Annotated in this window: 8 protein-coding genes and 1 pseudogene; 3 read left to right on the plus strand and 6 right to left on the minus strand. The window is 71.4% G+C overall.

Going from position 1 to position 13,394, the window contains the following annotated elements:
• Positions 1–102: 102 nt before the first annotated feature.
• Both metG and BLV72_RS17275 read right to left on the minus strand, forming a co-directional pair.
• Positions 103–1,842, minus strand: a complete 1,740-nt coding sequence (gene metG, locus BLV72_RS17270) for a methionine--tRNA ligase (RefSeq protein ID WP_093463295.1) — start codon at positions 1,840–1,842, stop codon at positions 103–105.
• Positions 1,843–2,002: 160 nt separating this feature from the next.
• The gene (locus tag BLV72_RS17275; RefSeq protein ID WP_244320798.1) at positions 2,003–4,090 is read right to left on the minus strand and encodes a VWA domain-containing protein; all 2,088 of its coding nucleotides are present in this window, start codon (positions 4,088–4,090) and stop codon (positions 2,003–2,005) included.
• A gap of 270 nt (positions 4,091–4,360) precedes the next feature.
• On the opposite strand from BLV72_RS17275, the gene BLV72_RS17280 reads away from it, so the two are divergent.
• Positions 4,361–6,439, plus strand: coding sequence for a PhoX family protein (locus BLV72_RS17280; protein ID WP_093463297.1), 2,079 nt, complete (start codon positions 4,361–4,363; stop codon positions 6,437–6,439).
• 219 nt (positions 6,440–6,658) lie between these two features.
• On the opposite strand, the pseudogene ligD reads toward BLV72_RS17280, so the two are convergent.
• A pseudogene (ligD, locus tag BLV72_RS17285) lies at positions 6,659–7,660 on the minus strand (non-homologous end-joining DNA ligase); the annotation flags it as partial.
• Between ligD and BLV72_RS17290 the strand changes: the two are divergent.
• A complete protein-coding gene (locus BLV72_RS17290; RefSeq protein ID WP_244320801.1) occupies positions 7,616–8,665 on the plus strand; it encodes a LysR family transcriptional regulator in 1,050 nt (349 codons plus the stop codon). The pseudogene ligD and the gene BLV72_RS17290 overlap by 45 nt on opposite strands.
• Positions 8,666–8,742: 77 nt before the next feature.
• On the opposite strand, the gene BLV72_RS17295 is transcribed toward BLV72_RS17290, so the two are convergent.
• The gene (locus BLV72_RS17295) at positions 8,743–9,810 is read right to left on the minus strand and encodes an endonuclease/exonuclease/phosphatase family protein (RefSeq protein ID WP_244320802.1); all 1,068 of its coding nucleotides are present in this window, start codon (positions 9,808–9,810) and stop codon (positions 8,743–8,745) included.
• A 157-nt stretch (positions 9,811–9,967) separates the two neighbouring features.
• On the opposite strand from BLV72_RS17295, the gene BLV72_RS17300 reads away from it, so the two are divergent.
• Positions 9,968–11,176 (plus strand): alginate lyase family protein, encoded by a 1,209-nt coding sequence (locus BLV72_RS17300; protein WP_093463300.1) that lies wholly within the window; start codon positions 9,968–9,970, stop codon positions 11,174–11,176.
• Positions 11,177–11,260: 84 nt separating this feature from the next.
• Here BLV72_RS17300 and BLV72_RS17305 read toward each other — a convergent pair whose 3' ends face one another.
• Together BLV72_RS17305 and BLV72_RS17310 are read right to left on the minus strand one after the other, a co-directional pair.
• On the minus strand, positions 11,261–12,799 hold the full coding sequence (locus tag BLV72_RS17305) for an ATP-dependent DNA ligase (protein ID WP_093463301.1): 1,539 nt from the start codon (positions 12,797–12,799) through the stop codon (positions 11,261–11,263).
• A 48-nt stretch (positions 12,800–12,847) separates the two neighbouring features.
• Positions 12,848–13,321, minus strand: coding sequence for a DUF7144 family membrane protein (locus BLV72_RS17310; RefSeq protein WP_093463303.1), 474 nt, complete (start codon positions 13,319–13,321; stop codon positions 12,848–12,850).
• Positions 13,322–13,394 lie beyond the last annotated feature (73 nt).

Here is a 13,394-nt window from a genome sequence, read left to right on the forward strand (position 1 = left end):
CCGGTGGTTATGGACTCCACAGGGTCATCGAGGGGACTAAACGAACGGTTGCCGCGCGATCAACACGCGCATGAGCGGCTGCGCGGCTCCGCTCGCCGACCGCTACGCGGCGCCGTTGCCGTTCCCGTTCTGCTCCGCGCCGCCGAAGCGCTCCCGGAAGGACTCCAGGTCCTCCTCGGTGATCTTCGCGAAGAGCACCGGGGGAACGGTGAAGGCCGTGCCCGCCGGAACCGACGCCAGCGTCTTCGCCTCCTCCTGCGCGACCCAGACCGCGGTGTCCTCGCTCAGCGCGAACGCCGACCGCATGGCCCGCGCCGAGGCCGGGATGAACGGCTCGGAGACGATCGCGTAGAGGTGGATGAGGTTCATCGCCGTACGCAGGGTGAGGGCCGCGGCCTCCTGGTCGGTCTTGATCTCCAGCCAGGGGGCCTTCTCCTCCAGGTAGGAGTTGCCCGCGCTCCACAGGGCGCGCAGCGCCGCCGCGGCCTTGCGGAACTGGAGCGCGTCCATGTGCTCCTCGTACTCCGCCAGCAGCCGCGCGATCTCCTCGCCCAGGCGCTCCTCCGCCTCACCGGCGGCCTTCCCGGCCGGGACCTCGTCGCCGAACCGCTTACGGGAGAAGGACAGCACGCGATTGACGAAGTTGCCGAGGGTGTCGGCCAGGTCCTTGTTGACCGTGGCGGTGAAATGCTCCCAGGTGAAGGAGGTGTCGTCGGACTCCGGGGCGTTCGCCATCAGGAAGTAGCGCCAGTAGTCGGCGGGCAGCACCTCGAGTGCGGCGTCGGTGAAGACCCCGCGCTTCTGGGAGGTGGAGAACTTCCCGCCGTAGTACGTCAGCCAGTTGAACGCCTTGACGTAGTCGACCTTCTTCCAGGCGTCCCGGGTGCCGAGGAGGGTGGCCGGGAACATCACCGTGTGGAACGGGACGTTGTCCTTGGCCATGAACTCGGTGTAGCGGACGGTCTCGTCCACGTCGTACCACCACGACTTCCAGTCGCGGTGCTCCGCATCAAGATCCGCCCACTCCTTCGTCGCACCGATGTACTCGATCGGCGCGTCGAACCAGACGTAGAAGACCTTGCCCTCGGCCGCCAGGTCCGGCCAGGTGTCGGCCGGCACCGGCACGCCCCAGTCCAGGTCGCGGGTGATCGCCCGGTCCTGCAGCCCCTCGTTCAGCCACTTGCGGGCGATGGAGGAGGCCAGCGTCGGCCAGTCCTTGCCGCGCTCGTCGACCCAGGCGGCGACCTCCTCCGCCAGCTTGGACTGGAGGAGGAAGAGGTGCTTGGTCTCCCGGACCTCCAGATCGCTGCTGCCGCTGATCGCGGAGCGGGCGTCGATCAGGTCGGTCGGGTCGAGCACGCGGGTGCAGTTCTCGCACTGGTCGCCGCGGGCCTTGTCGTAGCCGCAGTGCGGACAGGTGCCCTCGATATAGCGGTCGGGGAGGAAGCGGCCGTCGGCGTTGGAGTACACCTGGCGGATCGAGCGCTCCTCGATGAAGCCGTTCGTCTTGAGCTCACGCGCGATCGTCTGGGTGATCTGCACGTTCTGCGCGGAGGAGCTGCGGCCGAAGTAGTCGAAGGCGAGTCCGAAGCCGTCGTAGATCGCCTTCTGCGCCTCGTGCTGCTGGGCGCAGAACTCGTCGACCGGCAGCCCGGCCTCCTTGGCGGCCAGCTCGGCCGGGGTGCCGTGCTCATCGGTGGCGCAGATGTAGAGGACGTCATGGCCGCGCTGGCGCATATAGCGGGAGTAGACGTCGGCCGGGAGCATGGACCCCACCATGTTGCCCAGGTGCTTGATCCCGTTGATGTAGGGAAGGGCGCTGGTGATGAGGTGTCGAGCCATTGCAGGCTGCTCCCGAGTCGATACGGTAGGTGACGTCCGGCTCTACTGAGCCGCCCATATCGTATCCGAGTGACGGGGGCCACCCGCGCGGCGTTTTTCCCGCGGCGGATGGCCCCCGGTGTGGTGCTCGGTGGGTTGCCGGGTGTGGTGCGGCCCCTGGTCAGCCCTGCGTACGGGCGGCCAGCCAGCCCGGGAACTTCTTCAGGATCTCCCGGTACAGCTCGGCGTCGGCGACCGTACGCGGGTCGAGCCCGGCGTGGAAGAAGCCGGTGTTGTCGACTGCCCGCTTCGCCGGGACGGCGAGCGCGGGCGCGGTGTCCAGCTTCCGGAGGAAGTCGAATCCCTTCGCCTCCGGGTCGCCGAACGCCAGGAACTGCCAGAACAGCGGAAGCCCCGCCGCCTCGCACAGCGCCTTCTCGGCGGCGGTCTTGGCGGTGGGCGCGCCGTCCGTCTGGAAGATCACGAACGCGGGGTCGGTGGTGCCGGACGCCTTGTAGTGCTCGATGACGGCGTTGACGGCGGTGTGGTAGTTCGTCCGCCCCATGTGGCCGAGCGAGCCGTGCAGCTCCTCGATGCGGCCGGTGTGCTGGTCCAGCTCGAGATCGGCGGTGCCGTCGATGTCGGTGGAGAAGAACACGACGGGCACGGTGCCGGTGGCGTCGAGCTGCGCGGACAGGGCGAGCGCCTGCTCGGCGAGGTGCTGGACGGTGCCGTCCTTGAAGTACCCGCGCATCGACCCGGACCGGTCCAGCACGAGGTAGACGACCGCCCGCTGCCCGGCCAGCCCATGCGCCTGGATGGCCTCCCCCGCGGCGGCGAAGGCCCCGACCAGCCCGGGCGCCCGCGATGCGAGGTCGCTGGGCGCGATGGCGGATGCGGGCGTGGGGGCGGTCGCGGTGGCGGGTGCCGTGGCGGGTGCGTCGGTCTTGGCGGCGGTGGGGGCGGCGGCCGCGGCCGCCACCGGCTCGGGGTCGGCCGCGGGGGCGGCCTCGGGCTCGTCATCGGTCTTGGCCGCGGCCTCGGGCTCGGGCTCGGCCTCCGCCTCGGCGGGCCCGTCATCGGTCTTCGCCGCGGGGGCGGTCTCGCTGTCAGCCTCTGCTGCCGCCTCGGCTTCGGCCGTGGGCTCGGCCTCGGCACTTGCCTCCGCCGCCGTGGCCGCCGGGGCCTCGCTGTCGGCCTCGGCCTCAGGCTCGGCCTCCGCCGTGGCCTCCGGTTCGGCTTCCGGCTTGGCCTCTGCCGTGGCGGGCATGACCCCGTCGGTGGTGGCCGTGGGCATGGCCTCGTCGTCAGCCTCTGCCGCTGCCTCATTCTCGGGCGCGGCGGCAGCTGCCGCCTCTGCCGTGGTGGGCTCCGGCGCGGGGTCCTCCGCAACCTCGGCCTCGGGCGTGGTGTCGGCCTCCACCGAGGATGCGTCGGCGGTCTCCGCCACCGGCTCGGAGGTCTCCGGAGCGGGGTCGGCTGCGGGCTCAGGCTCGGCCACGGCCGTGGTCTCGGCGGGCTCGTCGGCGGTCTTGGTCTCGGCAGCGGCCTCGTCGCCTGCCGTCGCCTCGGCTCCGGCGTCGGCACTCGCCTCCGCCGACGGGGCGTCCACGGTAGCGGGCTCCGCCTCGGCCTCGGCGGGGGACGCCGGTTCGGCTGCCGGTTCGGGCGTCGGCTCGGCTGCGGTGGGGGACGTAGCGTCGTCACCGGCCGCAGGAGTCGGCTGGGCGTCAACGTCCGGCTCGGACGCGGCCTTTGCCCCGTCCTCGGCGGCGGGCTTGGGCTCGTCCGCCTCCGTCTTCGCCTCAGTGGCGGTCGTTTCCCTTTCGTCGGCCGCTGCCGCAACCGGTGCGTTCTCGCCGGAGGTTGTCGTGTCCTCGGGCGCGGGGGACTTCAGGATCTCGTCGAGGGACTTCAGCGGAGCCGACAGAGCCGGGTCGTGGGTGGATTCCTCGTCGGGGGAGTCCGAGGCCGGCGCCATGTCCGCGGCCGGCTCAGGCTTCGGCTCAGCCTTCGGCTGAGGCTGAGACTCGGGCTCGGGCTCGGCCTCGACTTCCACCTCGGCCTTCGGCTCGACGGCCGACTCAGCCTTGGACTCGGCCTTCTCGTCTGCCGTCTGCTCTGCCGTCTGCTCTACCGTCGGCTGTGCCGACTTCTCGGCCGACTGGGGGTCCGGGACAACCTCCGCCTCCGGCGCGGCAGAAGCATCGTCCACCCCCGTGGTTCGGGAGCGGCCGAAAACTTTGCGCAGTAGGTCCCGTATGCCCATGGGAGATACCTCTCACGTGTCGAGTGCGGTGCATGGCGGTGCATGACCGTGGTGCCGAAAGGCTAGCGGGCCGTCGGACGGCCCTCTTCCGCCGATTCCGCTCGCGCTTCGTTCACCTCTGGTTCAGGCGTTCGTCGCCGCCGTGCGGTTCTACGCCCATAGCTTCGCCGCCAAAGGATCCCGACGTCATGTCGGCCCGGACCGCGTCGGCCTACTGCCCATGCGGGGCCCTGCGAAGCACATACGTGACACCCTTACGGAGGGGAAGACGTGCGCAACCTCCTGCCGCTCATCAGCTCACACCCGGGCGGTCGTTCCGCGCTGACGTGCCGGTACCGCTGTGGCGACGCCTGCTTTCACGAGACGCCGAACACCAGTGACAACGCCTACGTGGGCGACGTCATCGCCGCTGCCGCCTCGCGCCGTTCCCTTCTGCGGGCCGGTGCGGTGATGACCGTGGCGGCCGCGACCGGTGCCGTGGCGATCGAGCGGGCGCCGCAGGCGTCCGCCGCGTCGGCCGACGCCGCCACCGCCGGTTCCGCCGCCGCGGCGAAGGACAAGGCCGCGCGCGGCCTCCGCTTCTCGCCGGTGGCCCCCAACACCGAGGACACCGTGGTCGTCGCCGAGGGCCACGACCAGAACGTGGTGCTCCGCTGGGGCGACCCGATTCTGCGCGGTGCGCCCGCGTTCGACCCGGCCAAGCAGAGCGCCAAGGCCCAGGCGGGCCAGTTCGGTTACAACAACGACTACATGGCCGTGCTGGACGTCCCCGGCGAGCGCGACCATCAGCTCCTCGTGGTCAACCATGAGTACACCGACGAGGTGCTGATGTTCGCCGGGTACGACCCGGAGAACCCCACCCGCGAGCAGGCCGAGATCGGCTGGGCCGCGCACGGGCTGTCCGTGGTCGTGACGGCCGAGGAGCGCCGGCTGGGCCGGCTCACCGCCGTGTCCCGCCACCACCTCAACCGCCGTATCACCGCGACCACTCCGTTCGAGGTCACCGGCCCGGCGGCGGGCAGCGAGCTGCTGCGCACCTCCGCCGACCGGTCCGGCAAGCGCATCCTCGGCACGCTGAACAACTGCGGTGGCGGCATCACGCCGTGGGGCACGGTGCTCTCCGGCGAGGAGAACTTCAACCAGTACTTCGCCAACCCCGACAAGGTCACCGACCCGACCGTCAAGGCCGGCCTGAAGCGCTACGGCTTCGAGGACGGCGCCTCGGAGCGCAAGTGGGAGCGTTTCGACGACCGCTTCGACCTCGCCAAGGAGCCCAACGAGGCGCACCGCTTCGGCTGGGTGATCGAGGTCGACCCGTTCGACCCCGACTCCACCCCGCGCAAGCTGACCGCGCTGGGCCGCTTCAAGCACGAGGCAGCCGAGCCCCGGCTGACCACCGACGGCCGTCCGGTCCTCTACATGGGCGACGACGAGAAGTTCGACTACTTCTACAAGTTCGTCTCCGCCAAGCGGATGATGAAGGGCAACAGCCGCACCGCCCGTGAGCACAACCGCACGCTGCTGGACGAGGGCACGCTGTACGTCGCCAAGTTCACCGGCGACAGCCCGTCCGCCGAGATCGACGGCACCGGAAAGCTGCCCAAGGACGGCGAGTTCGACGGCGCCGGTGAGTGGATCCCGCTGGCCTGCGGCGACCGTTCCTTCGTGGAGGGCATGACCGCCGAGGAGGTGTACGTCTTCACCCGCCTGGCCGCCGACAAGGCCGGTGCGACGAAGATGGACCGCCCCGAGGACGTCGAGCCGAGCCCGCGCACCGGTCGTGTGTACATCGCGCTGACCAACAACACGGACCGCGGCAAGGAGGGCAAGGCCGCCGTCGACGAGGCCAACCCGCGCAACGCCAACAAGCACGGCCAGATCCTGGAGCTGACCGAGCGCTGGAACAACCCGGGCTCCACCCGCTTCAACTGGCGGCTGTTCCTGGTCTGCGGCGACCCCGAGGACCCGAGCACCTACTTCGGCGGCTTCCCCAAGGACCAGGTCAGCCCGATCTCCTGCCCGGACAACATCACCTTCGACGCGCACGGCAATCTGTGGATCTCCACGGACGGCAACGCGCTCGGCAACCACGACGGGCTGTTCGGCGTGGCGACGGCGGGCAGCCGCCGCGGCCAGGTCAGGCAGTTCCTGACGGTGCCGAACGGCGCGGAGACCTGCGGCCCGATCGTGCAGGAGCGGCGGGTGCTGGTGGCCGTGCAGCACCCGGGTGAGCTCGACGGCGCGAGCGTCGAGAAGCCCGCGTCCACCTGGCCCGACGGGCCGGGCAAGCTGACCCGGCCGTCCGTGGTCAGCGTCTGGCGGCGCGACGGCGGCGACATCGGCGCCTGAGGCCCATGAGGTCCATGAGGTCCATGAGGTCCATGGGACCCCTGAGGCGTCTGAGGCCCACGAGGCCCCCGAGGCTCGAGCGCTAGCCTTCGCCCTCCGCGAGCCGCCGCAGCCGCTCGCGGGGGCGCGCAGGGAACGGCCCCTGGTGTCCGTACGGGCCCAGGGGTCGTCCGCCAGCCGCTCGCCGACGGTCCGCAGCGTCCAGCGGTCGGCCCTCAGCTCGGGGTCGTCCAGCTCCGCCGCGTCGATGGGCGTGGCGACGGGGGCTCCGGGGCGGGCGCGCACCGCGTACGGGGCGACGGCGGTCTGGGCGTAGGCGTTGCGCTGGATGTCCAGGTAGAGCCGGCCGCGCCGGTTGGCCTTGCGCGGCTCGGTGGTGAGCCGGTCGGGGTGGCGGGCGGCCAGCAGATCGGCGGCCTCGCGCGCGAAGGACCGCACGGTGTCGAAGTCGGCGCGGCGGTCCAGCGGGACGATGACATGCAGTCCGCGGGAGCCGGTGGTCATCATCAGCCCCGGCAGCCCGAGCTCGCCGAGCAGCCCGCAGCAGCGGCGGGCCGTCCAGCGCACCTCCTCGAACGCGGACTCCTCCGCCGACGGCGGATCGAGGTCGAAGACCAGCCGGTCCGGGTGGTCGGGCCGGTCGGCGCGGGAGAGCCAGCGGTGCGGGGTGACGCACGCCTGGTCGGCGAGGTAGACGAGGGTCGCGGTGTCGTCGCAGACCACATGGGTGACCTCGCCGCCCTCTTTGGGGAGTACGGCGCGGCGCACCCAGTCCGGAAAGTAGTCGGGGGCGTTCTTCTGCATCAGCGGCTTGCCGCCGATTCCGTCCGGATGGCGTTCCATCATCAAAGGGCGGCCGCGCAACTGCGGAATGATGCGGCGGGAGACCGAGCGGTAGTACGCGACGAGATCCCACTTCGTGATCCCGTCGTCGGGGAAGAGCACCTTTTCCGGGCGGCTGATCCGTACGGTGTGGCCCCCGGCCCTGACGTTTCGCGCATCGGTCCGCTTCTCGCTCATATCGGACCCGGGTAACCGTGTGGATGGCTGACTAAACTCTGGAGTCAGGAAAACGGGAGAAGTTGAAAAGCGGGGGAAATCATGGTGAGACCAGGGTCGCTCGGACCACCGACGACGGATCGGCGCGGCCGTTGGGCGCAGAGCCCACTCGCGCTCATGGACACCACGATGGACCAGTTGCGCACCTTGATCATGGTCCATGAGGCCGGTACCGCACTGGGCGCCGCACGGATTCTGGGCCGTGAACAGTCCAGCGTGCAAAAGCAGATCGACACCATGAACCGGAACTTTCGCGAGCTTTGCGGCGAACCCCTCATACTCAAGCAGGGGCGTGGCAAGGACGTGCTGTTCACCGGCACCGGAGAAGCCCTGGTCGAATTGGCGCGCGGAACTCTCGGCGAGTGGCTGGACGGCATCCATGAGTCGCGGCGGCGCCTGGGAAAAACCCTGGTGGTGGGCACCACCCGATTTACCCTCAGCTATCTGGCGGGCGCCGGGGAGCGGGTGGCCGAGGAGTTCCGGCAGCGCGCCATCGAGCTCAAGGTCGGCCATGTGCGCACCCGGGATGTGCTGGCCAAGCTGCGGGCCAAGGATGTCGACCTGGTGTGCGGCTCCGTGGTGACCCGGCCCGAGGGCGACGATGAACTCGCCGCCTTCGATGTGATGGAGTGGCGCCGCAGCGGGGTCTCGCTGCTGACCAATCTGTCCGAGGCCGAGCTGCCCGGTCCCACCGCCCCGAGCAGCGCGCTGCGCTCGCTGCCGCTGGTGGTCTCGGCCAGCGGGCTGATGGCCGGGGTGCTGCACACCTGGTTCGGCGGTGACTACCGCAACAAGCTGCGCATCGCCGCCGAGATCGACACCGTCAACTACGGTTTCGAGCTGCTGCGCTCCGGTCTGCTGCGCGGCTGCATGCTGGTCACCAAGGGGGTCGCGGACGCGGCGGGCGATCCGCGGGTGGCGTACGGACGCGGGCTGCGCGCCGTCGAGCTGGTCAATGACACCGGGCCCCGGCTGGAGGTGCTGCTGGGCGCCTTCACCCGGCGCGGTGAGCGGGCGTCCTATGACGCGGCCCATCCGCTCAATCTGCTCTGGGACGCGCTCGCGCAGGAGAACGAGCGCTGGCAGCGGGAGCAGCGCTGGCCCACGGCGGGCCTGGAGCCCGATCCGTTCGAGCTGGCCAACTCCTACAACCCGAGCGAGAGCTGAGCTGTAACCCGAGCGAGAGCTGAGCCGCGACCCGAGCGGGAGCTGAGCCGCGACCCGAGCGGGAGTTGGGCCGCCGGTCAGCCCTGCGGCCCGTACAGGTCCAGCTCCACCAGCAGCGCGCGGTGGTCGGTGTGCGGCAGCTCCAGGAAGCGGGCCGTGCGCGGCCGCAGCGCCCGGCTGGCCAGCACATGGTCGATCTGCGCCCCCAGCACCGGGGCCGTGGCGCTCGGCCAGCTCGGCGTGCGGGAGATCCCGGTGGCGCGTGCGCTGTCCCGCAACCCGGTGTCCAGGACGGCCCGGAAGGCGGCGTGGTCCTGGGTGGCGTTGAAGTCGCCCGCGATCAGCGTGGGTTCCTCGCCCCGCCCGGCGGCGTAGGCCCGCAGCCGTCCCAGCTCGGTGCGCCAGACGTCCAACTGGCCCGGCATCGGCGGCATGGGATGCGCGACCTGCAGCCGCAGCCGCTGCCCCGCGATCCGGACGATCGCCCCCGGCATCCGCAGCGTCCCGCGCACCCCCTCCTCCCGGGTCAGCGGGTGGCGGCTGAGGATCGCCGAGCCCGCGGCGGCGCTGTCGCCGAGCGCGACGCTCCGGTACGGATAGGCCGCGCGCACCGCGGCCGAGTCCAGCGCCTCGGCGCACCCCGTGTCGCACTCCTGCACCGCGACCAGGTCCGGCCGCTCCCGGCGCAGCGCGGTCAGCAGCCCGTCCCTGGCCTGGCCGAACTCGAGGTTCGCGGTCATCACCCGCAGTCGGGCGAGGACCGGTCCGTGCGGCTCGGGCGGGGTGCCGCCGTCGTACGGCTGGATGAACCACCCGGTGGCCGCGGCTGCCGCCAGCGCCCAGCCGCACCCCAGCGGCCAGCGCGCGGCCGTGCCGAGCAGCAGCCCGAGCGCCGCCGGGACCAGCAGCCAGGGCAGAAAGGCCAGCAGCTGCGGTATGGGGGTGATGCCGTCGATGTCCGCGGCCCGGCACAGCACCACCACGCTGACCAGGGCCAGCGGCACCACGGCACACCAGGCCGCCGTCCGCCGGGCGCGGCCGCCGGGGAGCCGGAGCAGCCGGGCGACGGCGGCCCGGGCGCCGCGTGGGGCGCCGGGCGGGCGGCCGGGGCCTGTGCCTTGGTCCTCCGCGACTGTCGTCTCCACGCTGGGCCTCTCGATCGGGGCGGGGCGCACATTCTCTCCTACGCCCCGCAGGTCTAGACCTTGACGTGTTCATGAGCTAACTTCCCGGAACATCGCAGGAGTTCACGTCGGCATCCGTCGTTCATATATGCGAACCCCACCGTCAGGAGCCGCCCCCATGCGCACCAGAGCCCTGTATCTCGCCCTCGCCGCAGCGCTGGCCGCGCTGTTCGCGGGCATCCTCAGCGGTCCGGCCACGGCCGGGCAGACCAAGCGGTCCGCCGAACCCAAGGCCGCCGCCGCCTTCACCCACCCCGGCGTCCTGGTCAGCCAGGCCCAGCTCGACTTCGTCCGCTCCAAGGTGAACGCCGGCGCCCAGCCCTGGAAGGGCGCGTACGACGCGATGCTGTCGAGCCCGTACGCCTCGCTGTCGCGCACCCCCAAGCCGCGGGCGGTCGTCGAATGCGGGCCGTACTCCGACCCCAACCTCGGCTGCACCGATGAGCGCCAGGACGCGCTCGCCGCCTACTCGCTCTCGCTGGCCTGGTACATCACCCGCGACAGCCGCTACGCGGAGAAGGCGATCCAGATCATGGACGCCTGGTCGGCCACCATCAAGGACCACACCAACAGCAACGCCCCGCTGCAGACCGGCTGGGCCGGATCCTCCTGGCCCCGGGCGGCCGAGATCATCCGCTACACCTACGACAGCTGGTCGGACGCCTCCATCAGCCGCTTCTCCACCATGCTGCGGAACGTCTACCTCCCGAAGGTCATCGGCGGCTCGAACTCCAACGGCAACTGGGAGCTGGTGATGATGGAGGCCGCCACCGGCATCTCCGTCTTCCTCGACGACCGGGCCAGCTACGACAAGGCCGTCGCGAAGTTCCGCGGCCGCGTCCCCGCCTACATCTACCTGCAGTCCGACGGCTCACTGCCCAAGACCGCGCCCGGCAGCGGCCTGGACACCCGCGACAAGATCGTCAAGTACTGGCAGGGCCAGACGACCTTCGTCACCGGCCTCACCCAGGAGACCTGCCGCGACTTCACCCACACCGGATACGGCATCGCCTCCATCGCGCATGTCGCCGAGACCAGCCGCATCCAGGGCCAGGACCTCTACCCCGAGGTGGGCGAGCGGCTGCGGCAGGCGCTGGGCTTCCAGTCGAAGTACGAACTGGGCGAGGGCGTGCCGTCCTGGCTGTGCGGCGGCAGTGTCAAGCGGGGTCTCGGCCCGATCACCGAGGTCGGCTACAACGCCCTGCACACCCGCCTCGGCATCGCCATGGCCAACACCCAGAAGCTCACCGAGCAGCAGCGCCCGGCGGGCACCAACAGCCTCTTCCTGGGCTGGGAGACCCTGACCCACGCGGAGAACCCCTCCTGATCGCTCCCGATCCCGCCCGACCCCGGACCGCGAGGCGGTCCGGGGTCTCGCGCTCCTGGGCCCGGACCGCCCGGCCCCGGCCGGTCACTCGCCGCGCAGTGCCAGCACCGCCTCGACCGTGTCCGCCTGATCCGCCGGCTTGTCCTCCCGATAGCGCAGCACCCGCGCGAACCGCAGCGTGACGCCCGCCGGATAGCGGGTCGAGCGCTGCAGCCCGTCGAAGGCCACCTCCACCACCAGCTCCGGCCGCACCCGCACCACCCAGCCGTCGTCGCTGACCGCGATCCCCAGCAGCGCCTGCGTCTGCCACTCCAGCATCGCGTCGGTGAGCCCCTTGAAGGTCTTGCCCAGCATCAGATACGTGCCGTCCGCGGCTCGCGCGCCCAGATGGAGGTTGGACAGCTTTCCGGTGCGGCGGCCGTGGCCCCACTCCGCCGCCAGCACCACCAGATCCAGCGTGTGCACCGGTTTGACCTTCAGCCAGGAGGCCCCGCGCCGGCCCGCGCCGTACGGCGCCTCCAGCGCCTTGACCAGCACCCCCTCATGCCCCCGGGCCAGCACGTCGGCGGCGAACTCCCGTGCCCCCCGCCGGGTTTCCGGATCCGCCGGGTCGTCGGCCACCAGCCGCCGTACCCGCCGGGGCCCGGGGGCGATCCGGGCCAGTTCGGCATGGCGCTCGCGGGTCGGCAGGTCGAGCAGATCGCGGTCGTCCACGACGAGCAGATCGAAGAAGACGGGGGACAGCGGCAGCGCGGCCGACGCCCCGGCCACATCGAGCCGGGAGCCGACCCGGGCGGAGGTCTCCTGGAACGGCCGTGGCCGCCCCTCGCTGTCCAACAGGATCACCTCACCGTCGAGGATCGCCCGGTCCACCGCCAGTTCCCGCGCCGCCGTGACGACCTCCGGCAGCCGGTCGGTGATCTCGTCGAGGGTGCGGGTGTAGATCCGTACGTCCTCGCCGTCCCGGTGCACCTGCACCCGGATCCCGTCCAGCTTCTCCTCGACCGCGCACGGCCCCAGCCGGTCCATGGCCTCGTCGAGGTCCTTGGCGCTCTGCGCGAGCATCGGCAGCACCGGCCGCCCCACCTCCAGCCGGAAGTCGGCCAGCGCCTCCGGGCCGCGTGCCAGCAGCGCCTCGGCGACGGCGCCCAGCGAACCGCCGACCATCACCGCCCGCCGCACCTCGGCGGCCGGTGCGCCCACCGCCTCGGCGAGCCCCTCCACGGCCAGCCCCTCCAGTGCTCCCTGCCGCAGCTCCCCGCCGATCAGCCCGAGCAGAAAGCCCTGCTCGTCCTTGGTCGCGGCGGCCAGCAGCTCGCCCACCAGCCGCTTGCGGGCCGCCGTAGCGCCGGTGCCGGAGACCGCCGCGACCCGGGTCAGGGCCTCGTCCACATCGAGCACCGCGAGCGTCGGCTCGGCGGCGGGTTCCCGCCGGTGGCGCAGGGTGGACCAGCCCACTCCGGTCCGGCGCTGGGGCAGTTTGCCCGCGAGGTAGGTGATCACCACGGCCGCTTCGGCCGGTTCCGTACGCCGGAACAGCCGGGCCAGCGCGGCGATCTTCTCCGAGCGGGCGGCGGTGGCCGCGACCTGGCGGGAGGTCAGCGCGACATCAGCCAGCAGCATGGCTCCAGCCTGCCCCGCACGCCGCCGGGAAGCCAGGCACCGTGGCTCTCAGGCCGTACGTCCCGCCTCGCCGCGTCCCATCTCGCCGCGTCCTCCCGCGCCGCCGCGGCTCGGCCCGGCGCACAGCGACCAGATGACGAGGGCGTCGACGATGAGCAGCACGGTGGCCCAGACCGGGTAGTACGGCAGCCACAGGAAGTTGGCGATCAGCGCGAGCCCGGCCAGCACCACGCCCGCGATACGGGCCCACATCGCACCGGTGAACACCGCGAGCCCGGAGAGCAGGAGGGCGATGCCCACGCCGAAGTGGACCCATCCCCAGCCGGCGAGGTCGAACTGGAAGATATAGCTCTGGGTGACCAGGAACACCTGGTCGGTCCGGATGGCCGAGATGCCCTGGAGCAGGTTCATCAGCCCACTGAAGATCATCATGACCGCCGCGAAGACGAGCCATCCGCTCACCGCCCGGTGCGCGTGGCCCGGGGCGACCCCTGTCTGAACTCCACCGGCGTGACTGGCCATGTCGGGCTCCTTCGTCAGGCGCAATCAGTGCCGCGCTGGCACCGGTTGACGACAATAAGGGTGAATTGCCCTT

This window comes from Streptomyces melanosporofaciens (genome assembly GCF_900105695.1).
Classification (GTDB): domain Bacteria; phylum Actinomycetota; class Actinomycetes; order Streptomycetales; family Streptomycetaceae; genus Streptomyces; species Streptomyces antimycoticus.

Excerpts from the sequence above, each read along its gene's own strand:
- metG (WP_093463295.1), bottom strand. The coding sequence starts at position 1,842 with ATGGCTCGACACCTCATCACCAGCGCCCTTCCCTACATCAACGGGATC.
- BLV72_RS17275 (WP_244320798.1), bottom strand. The coding sequence starts at position 4,090 with ATGGGCATACGGGACCTACTGCGCAAAGTTTTCGGCCGCTCCCGAACC.
- BLV72_RS17290 (WP_244320801.1), top strand. The coding sequence starts at position 7,616 with ATGGACACCACGATGGACCAGTTGCGCACCTTGATCATGGTCCATGAG.
- BLV72_RS17300 (WP_093463300.1), top strand. The coding sequence starts at position 9,968 with ATGCGCACCAGAGCCCTGTATCTCGCCCTCGCCGCAGCGCTGGCCGCG.
- BLV72_RS17305 (WP_093463301.1), bottom strand. The coding sequence starts at position 12,799 with ATGCTGCTGGCTGATGTCGCGCTGACCTCCCGCCAGGTCGCGGCCACC.
- BLV72_RS17310 (WP_093463303.1), bottom strand. The coding sequence starts at position 13,321 with ATGGCCAGTCACGCCGGTGGAGTTCAGACAGGGGTCGCCCCGGGCCAC.